The sequence below is a fragment of the Aliidiomarina quisquiliarum genome, assembly GCF_023922585.1.
Classification (GTDB): Bacteria; Pseudomonadota; Gammaproteobacteria; order Enterobacterales; family Alteromonadaceae; genus Aliidiomarina; species Aliidiomarina quisquiliarum.
The window spans coordinates 1-7,487 of record NZ_JAMFTN010000015.1 but is presented as its reverse complement, the minus strand read 5'-3'; the positions used below and the strand labels follow the sequence as shown (position 1 = coordinate 7,487).

The 7,487-nt window shown below is 43.9% G+C and carries 10 protein-coding genes and 1 pseudogene; 9 read left to right on the top strand and 2 right to left on the bottom strand.

All coding sequences use genetic code 11. The features are described from left to right. Positions 1-760: 760 nt before the first annotated feature. The 7 genes and pseudogenes from M1L23_RS05650 (at position 761) to M1L23_RS05620 (ending at position 4,516) form a co-directional block, all read left to right on the top strand. Positions 761-1,384, top strand: coding sequence for a hypothetical protein (locus M1L23_RS05650; RefSeq protein ID WP_252626189.1), 624 nt, complete (start codon positions 761-763; stop codon positions 1,382-1,384). A 227-nt stretch (positions 1,385-1,611) separates the two neighbouring features. After that, positions 1,612-1,860 (top strand): helix-turn-helix domain-containing protein, encoded by a 249-nt coding sequence (locus M1L23_RS05645; protein WP_252626188.1) that lies wholly within the window; start codon positions 1,612-1,614, stop codon positions 1,858-1,860. Then, entirely contained in the window at positions 1,860-3,173 is a 1,314-nt protein-coding gene (locus M1L23_RS05640; protein WP_252626187.1) for a type II toxin-antitoxin system HipA family toxin, read from the top strand. The genes M1L23_RS05645 and M1L23_RS05640 overlap by 1 nt, the downstream gene beginning before the upstream one ends. Positions 3,174-3,343: 170 nt before the next feature. Continuing rightward, positions 3,344-3,604 carry an AbrB/MazE/SpoVT family DNA-binding domain-containing protein gene (locus M1L23_RS05635; protein WP_252626186.1) on the top strand — a complete coding sequence of 87 codons (261 nt, stop codon included), beginning with the start codon at positions 3,344-3,346 and terminating at the stop codon, positions 3,602-3,604. After that, positions 3,604-3,966 (top strand): type II toxin-antitoxin system PemK/MazF family toxin, encoded by a 363-nt coding sequence (locus tag M1L23_RS05630; protein WP_252626184.1) that lies wholly within the window; start codon positions 3,604-3,606, stop codon positions 3,964-3,966. The genes M1L23_RS05635 and M1L23_RS05630 overlap by 1 nt, the downstream gene beginning before the upstream one ends. Before the next feature lie 4 nt (positions 3,967-3,970). Further along, positions 3,971-4,174: pseudogene (gene nadS, locus M1L23_RS05625) on the top strand (NadS family protein); the annotation flags it as partial. A gap of 141 nt (positions 4,175-4,315) precedes the next feature. Next, on the top strand, positions 4,316-4,516 hold the full coding sequence (locus M1L23_RS05620) for a hypothetical protein (RefSeq protein ID WP_252626182.1): 201 nt from the start codon (positions 4,316-4,318) through the stop codon (positions 4,514-4,516). A 58-nt stretch (positions 4,517-4,574) separates the two neighbouring features. Here the strand turns inward: M1L23_RS05620 and M1L23_RS05615 are convergent, their stop codons facing one another. Both M1L23_RS05615 and proB read right to left on the bottom strand, forming a co-directional pair. Continuing rightward, positions 4,575-5,015: a hypothetical protein gene (locus M1L23_RS05615; RefSeq protein WP_252626181.1), complete on the bottom strand. Its 441-nt coding sequence runs from the start codon at positions 5,013-5,015 to the stop codon at positions 4,575-4,577. 31 nt (positions 5,016-5,046) lie between these two features. Then, positions 5,047-6,168 carry a glutamate 5-kinase gene (gene proB / locus M1L23_RS05610; protein ID WP_252626179.1) on the bottom strand — a complete coding sequence of 374 codons (1,122 nt, stop codon included), beginning with the start codon at positions 6,166-6,168 and terminating at the stop codon, positions 5,047-5,049. A gap of 187 nt (positions 6,169-6,355) precedes the next feature. Between proB and M1L23_RS05605 the strand changes: the two genes are divergently transcribed. Further along, the gene (locus M1L23_RS05605; RefSeq protein ID WP_252626178.1) at positions 6,356-6,991 is read left to right on the top strand and encodes an endonuclease/exonuclease/phosphatase family protein; all 636 of its coding nucleotides are present in this window, start codon (positions 6,356-6,358) and stop codon (positions 6,989-6,991) included. Between the two features lie 204 nt (positions 6,992-7,195). Further along, positions 7,196-7,459 carry an IS66 family insertion sequence element accessory protein TnpA gene (gene tnpA / locus M1L23_RS15080; protein ID WP_420840629.1) on the top strand — a complete coding sequence of 88 codons (264 nt, stop codon included), beginning with the start codon at positions 7,196-7,198 and terminating at the stop codon, positions 7,457-7,459. Positions 7,460-7,487: the final 28 nt, after the last annotated feature.

Here is a 7,487-nt window from a genome sequence, read left to right as displayed (position 1 = left end):
GCTGAGTGAGCACTTTTGTGGATCACTTTGTAGTCGGCGTCTGAAGTATAAAATTAGCTAAGGGTGGATCACTTTTACTCCGTTGTTTTTAGGACAAAAGTGGATCAGTTTTCACCCGTTGTTGACACTTGAATGTTTCCGTTTTTTGACCTTTACCCTCCACTTCGTTTTAATTATTGAATTTGCGATAAACCCAGTTTATCAACGGCGCAACACCCTCCACCTACAGTTTGATAAATAAGAGCCTAAAGCGCTTATCCATAGCATACGTGGCCGTGAGCTTATGAAGAGAATTATGCTTGGCTTGGAATACGGATTTCCAGCCTAAACATTTACCTCTAACAAGTCACTATCATGGCATCATTAGTGATTATGAGGTGTCTAGCGCGCTAGTTGCGATTCAAACACTCGACGTGACAAATGCGTTATAAGTGAGATGTTTATATTTGTGCTTACACTGCTCCAGATTAACACGCCAAAACAACCGCTTATTTTTCAATAAGTGGATAAGGAGCTTTATTCGTCATTTTTTATGTTTGCCTCTATACTGTGGGTGGCAGTGACACTAAAAGGACCTTGACGATATGAGCTTGCATGAAAGTCTGCTAGTACTAATACCATTCGGGATTTTATTCTCAGGAATAGGTTTCGCTATATGGTGGAATATTAGAGGCTCTAAAAAATGAACGTTTGTATTAAGACTGTAGTGACCAGTTTCACTTAACCACTACATTTCGGTGTGGTTTTAGCAATCGTCGGAATGGCCCTCTTCCTATTAAATAAGCCTATAGAAGTATCTGAGCCCCTAAATGGGGCAGAGCCTATCAGTACATCACGTGATTCAAGTACCAATGAACAACGTGTAGCTGATGCCGAACCCTCAAACACCATTCCAAACGGCAATACACCTCAAAATTCTAACCTGCAGGGTGAATACTTGAATGTCCCTCACGAAGGTCCTAATGAATTAAGTAATGTTTCATTTGACTCGTTTCTAGTGCGGGAAGACAATTCTCGAATATTGGTTACCTCAGTTTTCGAAGAGCAAACTACTGACAACCTACGTACGCTTGCTACAAACTTAGGCTTTGACGACGATAAGAGCAACTTAGCTTACGAAACCGAGTATAAACTAGAGCGGAAGCTAGGTGAGTTCCCCGATATGCAAACCGACACCACTAGGTGCTCTAGTTCAATGTGTGCATCGCTATTTACAGGACGAAATGGCGAAAGTGTTCTTCAAACGCTTGATAGCCTATCTAGGGATGAAGAAATTGGCTCTATATCTGGCGGGGGATACATGCGACATATTGTAGAAAATGGTATTCACTACGGAATAATAGTGGTGGTGTTTAAAGATGAAGTACCCCTGACTATTAGGTAGAAACTAACAAACACGCGGCAATTAGAGGTCAAATCTCTGTTAATACCGCATTTCGCCACTCGAGTGGCGGCGTTGGTATGAATCACCACTCATTTGATAAACACCTCACAGCCATACGCATTCGCGTGTTGAATAGCATTTATACGCATGCCCGTATATAGCTTGATTTATGCGCATTCTCGTATAATACTGGACCTATACGGATACGCGCATATAAAGAGGCCTCAATGAAAATCACTGATCCTAAAACATTATCTAATTATTTAAGGAATGAGCGTAAAACGCTTGGCCTAAGCCAAGCTAAAGTGGCTGATTTAGTTGGGCTTAGGCAAGGTACAGTTTCTAAATTTGAGTCGGCCCCCGATAAAATGCAGCTTGATACCTTATTTCGTTTGCTGTCCGCTTTAGAGCTAGAGCTCTACGTAAGGCCCAAAGAAAGCAAAAACAAAAACAATAAGTGGACTGAGGACTGGTAATGAATGCACTTGATGTTTATATGAACGCCTACAAAGTTGGTCAGTTTAGTCGAGGTAATTCAGGAGCACATGCGTTTCGTTATGATGAATTATGGCTGGCACTAGAAGGTGCACGACCTATTTCGCTTTCAATGCCGTTACGACACGATGCCTATGTTGGGCGTGAAGCTATTAACTTTTTCGATAACTTGCTACCCGACCATGATGACGTCAGAGACCGGATTGTTGCCCGTTACCAAGCCGATTCAAACCAGGCCTTTGACATACTTTCAGCGATTGGCAAAGACAGTGTCGGTGCATTACAGTTTCTTCCTGAAGGCGTGGCGCCAGGAAATATTCATCAGCTTGAATATGAAAAGCTCACGGAAGATAAGCTCGAGCGTATTTTAAAGGGTTATCAGTCGAAGGCGCCATTGGGCATGCTTTGGGAGCTTGACGACTTTAGAATTTCAATTGCAGGTGCTCAAGAAAAAACAGCATTACTCAAAATTGATGGCGAATGGTGTCTTCCTAAAGGAAATACGCCGACAACGCATATTATAAAGCTGCCTATTGGCGTGATTCACAGCCATGCGCACACTATCGATTTGAGTGACAGCGTAGAAAATGAAATGCTTTGTTTAAAAATAGCACGCGGCTTCGGTTTTGAGGTGCCTAACTGCGAGATAATTACGACACCAAATGCCAAAGCCCTCGCTGTTGAACGCTTTGACCGCAAGTATTCCAGCGATAAAACTTGGATAATGCGGCTTCCCCAAGAAGACTATTGCCAAGTGTTTGGCTTACCCTCGGCCCGAAAATATGAGTCGGACAATGGCCCATCAATTAGCACCATAATGAAGCACCTTCAGGGTTCCGCTAACGCAATCAATGACCGCAACGCATTTATGGCCACGCAGGTTTTATTTTTTTTATTAGGTGCGACCGACGGTCACGCAAAGAATTTTTCTATACATATAGAAGCTTATGGCGGTTACCGATTAACCCCACTTTACGACATTATCTCGGCTTATCCTGCAATGGGCGGGGGCGGCCTCAACATTCGAGATTTAAAGCTGGCCATGAGCCTACGCGGATCGCGGGGTAAGAAATGGGAAATTCACCGCCTGTTTAAAAAGCATTTCTTAAACACAGCCAAAGCAGCTGAATTCAGCCCAAACACAATGAATGACATTATTACCCGCATGTGCGAACAAGTTGATGACGTTATTGAGCAAGTATCAAATAACTTACCTGATAACTTCCCAATGACCGTAGCGGCGCCAATTTTTGATGGGATGCGTGAACGTAAACGGCGATTACTTATCGGATGAAATAATTACTTTATCGTTGCGCCATAACGTTCGTTTAAATAAAAGTGACCTTTCGGTTTATCTGGAAATCCGTTAAACCTATACAAATGTAGATACATATATTGACACGTAGCGCGAGCGCTATTAATGTAGATACACAAGTAGATACTATTTTAATGTGAGGCTTATACATGCAAACTGAAATCAAACGTTGGGGAAATAGCGCCGCTGTGCGCCTTACTAGCAAGATTTTGGCACAAGCAAAGCTGGATATCTCCAGCCCGATCAGTATTAATGTGAAGGCTGGAAAGATCGTTATCGAAGCGGCTCAGAACTCGCCTCGCAAAGTTAACCTCCCCTTCTCTGAAGCTGAATTGCTAAAAGGTTTGGATGCCCATGGCGCACACGCTGACGAACTTGCCCAGCCCTCTGAAACAGAATTGGGTGTTTAATGGCCCAATACATTCCAGATCGCAACGATATTATTTGGCTGGACTTCGAGCCAACAAAGGGTAAGGAAATCGGCAAGTATCGGCCTGCATTGGTGCTGTCGTCTAAGCAGTACAACAAACAGACTGGGCTTCTAATCTGCTGCCCGATCAGCACAAGCGTTCGCGGTGCCATGACTGAGGTGACCGTGGACAATCTGGATAAGCCTTCAGTGGTGACATCGAGCCTCATTCAAACGCTGTCCTGGAAAGACCGTAAGGCTGACTTTATAGCCAAGGCAGAGCGCGGCGTATTGGATCAGGTGCTGGTTCGCATAATCCCTCTGATCGGGGCAGACAGTGTGATTGAGAAATTCATTGAGTAATGAATATGAAGTAGCTAACGTAAAGGCCATTCGCGAGGACTTATTAAAAGTCACTCAAGCAGAGTTTGCTGCGGCAATGAGCGTAAGCATTGATACCGTGAAGAGCTGGGAAAGCAAGCGCCGTAACCCTGCTGGGTTAGCAGCGAAAGTACTTGCTACAATTCAAGACGACCCAAAGATTTACTCGGTATTGGCAGCACACAAGTGATGAACACTACGTATTGTTGCTTGTAGGAAGGGATTAACAGGTAAAATGGGTAAGTGAGACAAGTTATTGCTGGTAGGTTTAGTGCACTGATAGAGTGTTCTTATACATGGATAATAAAAGTTACACTTAAAGGGAAAGATTATGTATTTAGCAACGGTTGATTATCAAAACCCAGAAGGACAAAGTTACCAGGTAGTTGTTGGTGTATTCTCTTCAGAATCTAAAGCCAATTATGCTATAGAAAACTTTATTGAAGGTGTAATTTATATCGAATGGTCCGACGCGATAAATATAAAACAGACGGTTGTAAAAGTGGAGTTAGATCAGCCCATCTTTGAATAGATGGGCAATAAAAGGTTGGATAATGCTCCTTCAATGAACACCATAATAAAGCCCCTTATTATTGCACAGGGCTAATAGTTAAAAAGACAAAGGCCTCACCATTAAACGGCATGAACGTTAGCCTTAAGTTCAAATCAGAACTAACATTTTCACCGGCGAACACACGGAAGTCACTGCCGCCACTGGGTTGAATATAATCAAGAGTACTCACTCCGTCGGCGCTAGACGTTGTTGATACCAAAGGCTGGGGGCTGTCGTTACTTGAATTGTAGCTTCTCACATGCACACTATGCGCTACCTTGCCTTCCGTTTCAGTTATAATTGCAACCTCGTAACCTGCATACTGTTCATCAATAAAAAAGCAATTGGCATGATCTTGCTTCGCTGCAAGTTGTACTTCAAAATCAACTTCTTCATTTAAAGTTAAACATTCAATGTTACTTGCGGATGCAGTAAATGCCGCAGCTAAACCAAAAACAAGTATCAAAACCCTAAACATTTAACACCTTTCCATAGTTAATTAATTATTACTATACACTTTCCGCTGCTGTAAAAAGCACCATGTCATTTCGGTGAATTACTTCTTCACGTGGGCAATAACCTAAAACATTCGCTATTTCTTGGCTATGCAGGCCTTTAATGCGATTTAATTCTGCTACTGGGTACTGACACGTTCCTTTGGCAAATGGCTGCCCTTGTTCATCGCACACTAATACTGCGTCGCCTTTGTCGAAGTGCCCGCTCACAGCAAGTATGCCTTTTGCTAATAACGAAGCACCCTGTTTTTGGAGCGCTTGCACGGCGCCGGTATCTAGCTTTATTTCACCTTGGCTTTTTAACCCGTGTAACAACCAATGTTTTTTTGCGCTTAGCCGGTCTTGTTGGCGACGAAACAAAGTTCCTGCCTGCTTTCCTGCTAGTAAAGCTTCAAACACAGTCGCTTTTTGACCATTCACGATCAAGGTGTCAATGCCCTGCTGAGTTGCTTTTTGAGCCGCTTGTAATTTTGTAACCATACCGCCGGTACCCACATGGTGGTGGCTACCTCCGGCCATGGCGAAAACGTCTGGAGTAATTTGTTCCACGGTTTCAATAAACCGGGCATCTGGGTTGTTACGCGGATTGCTGGAATACAAGCCGTCAATATCTGTACAAATAATGAGTACATCTGCGTCTACTGCGGTGGCAACCAAAGCAGCTAAATTATCGTTATCGCCAAGCTTTAGTTCTGCCGTTGCCACACTGTCATTTTCATTAATAATTGGCAGTATTTGGTTGTCGAGCAACGTGCGAAGGGTGTTTTGAATATTTAAATAACGCCGGCGGTTATTAAAGTCGTCGTGGGTTAATAATAGCTGCCCGCAGTGAAAGTCGAACAGGTTCTGCCACAGGTTCATCATTTTGTACTGCCCTACCGAGGCCATCGCCTGCTTCACCGGTATAGGCAACGGTTGGTGCTTAAAAGCTATGGCATTGCGGCCCGCAGCAACACCACCGGAAGAAACTAAAATCACATCAATATTTTGCAGCCGACATTCATTAATAAAACGAGCCAATGCCAATAAGTAACGGGTGGAGCATTCATGCCCTTCTGGCGCAATCAGTGCACTACCTACTTTTAATACAATTCGCTGCCAATTTTGACCTAACATTTTTTGCTCTCTATTCACCCAAGCGCCACGGGCTAGGACTATACTGGAGTGTACACCCTTAGTTCAATGGCCTTTATTCATGAAACAATATTTAACCAAACCTTGGCCGAGATTACGGTATAATTACTTATTAACGAAGCGCTAACGTGCTTTATGTTTTATTAACCATGGGTTTGAAAGTGAAGTAGTGCTTAAACCAAATATTATTGTACCTCAGCGCTTTATTCATCAGCAGGCCCTGGTACAGGGTGATGAATTTGGCGTGCTCTGTTGGAATACCCAAAAGCTTACCCAAACAGTGGCATTTCAGGTTGAGCTTGCGCGTGTATTACAGCAGTTCCCAAGTTTATTTTTGTTGTTTCAAGAAACCAAGCTTGTGTTACACAGCGATTCCCACTTTCCAGACTGGTCTTATGCCATTGCGCCCAATATACAAACTAACCGTGCTATTTACGGTGTGCTAACTGCCAGCCAATACGCATTTACCGACGCACAAGCGCGGCTTACTCGTAGCCGTGAAGGGATGTTCGCAACCTTTAAAAGCTATATGCTTTCGTACCACCCGCTGCCTAATAAGCAGTCGCTATTAGTAGTGAACGTGCACGCTATTAATTTCGTGAGTACCAACCACTTTCTACGAGAAATTGAGCTACTTAAAGCAGAGCTTTTAGACCACAACGGCCCACTAATAGTGGCCGGCGACTTTAACGTTTGGAATCGGCAACGGCGTTTGTATTTGCGCCAGCTTTGTCGCACCCTGGGCTTACGGCAAGCTTATATGACCGACTCGCAGCACATTAAAACTTACCGCCAGCTTGTGTAATCCCCCCGAAAAATCGGAGCAGTTATAAGTAGAAAATTCCGTTAAACTAAAACGAAGGAGTTTTCTATGCGCAAATCACGGTAAGCGTCACTGAAACCACACCTATTCAGCCATAGTTTAAATTCATAAGCTACCACCAGGTTTAATTTAAAAGGTGGTAGCACGATGAGTCGAGTACATCGCACGCGCGAGCAATAGCGTCAGCTGATAGCTGAATTTGAACAAAGCAATCTCAGCCAGAAAGATTTCTGCGAGCCGCGTGGCATTAACCCGGCGTACTTTAGTCAGCGGCGATCAGAGCTGCAACGCGAAGCTGAAGATAACGACACTGGTTTTGCTCTGGCTGTGCCGCAGTCGGCAACTTCGCAGCAGACGCTGCAACTTCGTATTGGCCAAACCGAGTTGGTATTGCCGTTGTCGGTTTCACCACGCTGGGTCGCGCAGTTGGTCAAAGAGCTCAGCGCATGAAGATGTTCGTTGAGCCACCGGCTATCTA